1 protein-coding gene is annotated in these 827 nt (G+C 45.5%); it reads right to left on the minus strand.

Features of this window, described 5'->3' with window-relative positions; genetic code table 11:
- Positions 1-827: hypothetical protein (locus tag A7A78_RS15140; RefSeq protein ID WP_207489368.1), on the minus strand; the 827-nt coding region annotated here is incomplete at both ends.

The raw sequence follows: 827 nt of genomic DNA on the forward strand, positions 1-827 counted from the left end.
ACGGACCATAATTTCCAGCGTCCACTGTTGGAGCTGTATTTACAAGTATGTTGGCAGTATCACTATTGCTACAGCTGTTTCCATCAGTATAACTATAGGTAACGGTAATAGAACCACTCAATCCTGCTGGGTTGAAGGTCGCCGTTCCGTTTCCATTGTTGGTAACGCCCGGTCCACTCCATGTTCCGTTGGAATTTGTTGGAGTTCCTGTCAAGGTAATAGGACTAACGTTGTCACACAACGGACCATAATTTCCAGCGTCTACTGTTGGAGCTGTATTTACAAGTATGTTGGCAGTATCGCTGTTGGTACAGCTGTTTCCATCAGTATAACTATAAGTAACCGTGATGGAGCCGTTAAGACCTGCTGGGTTGAAGGTCGCCGTTCCGTTTCCGTTGTTGGTAACCCCAGATCCGCTCCATGTTCCGTTGGAATTGGTAGGGGTTCCCGTTAATGTGATAGGATTAACGTTGTCACACAACGGACCATAATTTCCAGCATCCACTGTTGGAGCTGTATTTACAAGTATGTTGGCAGTATCGCTATTGCTACAGCTGTTTCCATCAGTATAACTATAGGTAACGGTAATAGAACCACTCAATCCTGCTGGGTTGAAGGTCGCCGTTCCGTTTCCATTGTTGGTAACGCCCGGTCCACTCCATGTTCCGTTGGAATTTGTTGGAGTTCCTGTCAAGGTAATAGGACTAACGTTGTCACACAACGGACCATAATTTCCAGCGTCCACTGTTGGAGCTGTATTTACAAGTATGTTGGCAGTATCGCTGTTGGTACAGCTGTTTCTATCAGTATAACTATAAGTAACCGTG

It is taken from the genome of Aequorivita soesokkakensis (assembly GCF_001641085.1).
Classification (GTDB): domain Bacteria; phylum Bacteroidota; class Bacteroidia; order Flavobacteriales; family Flavobacteriaceae; genus Aequorivita; species Aequorivita soesokkakensis.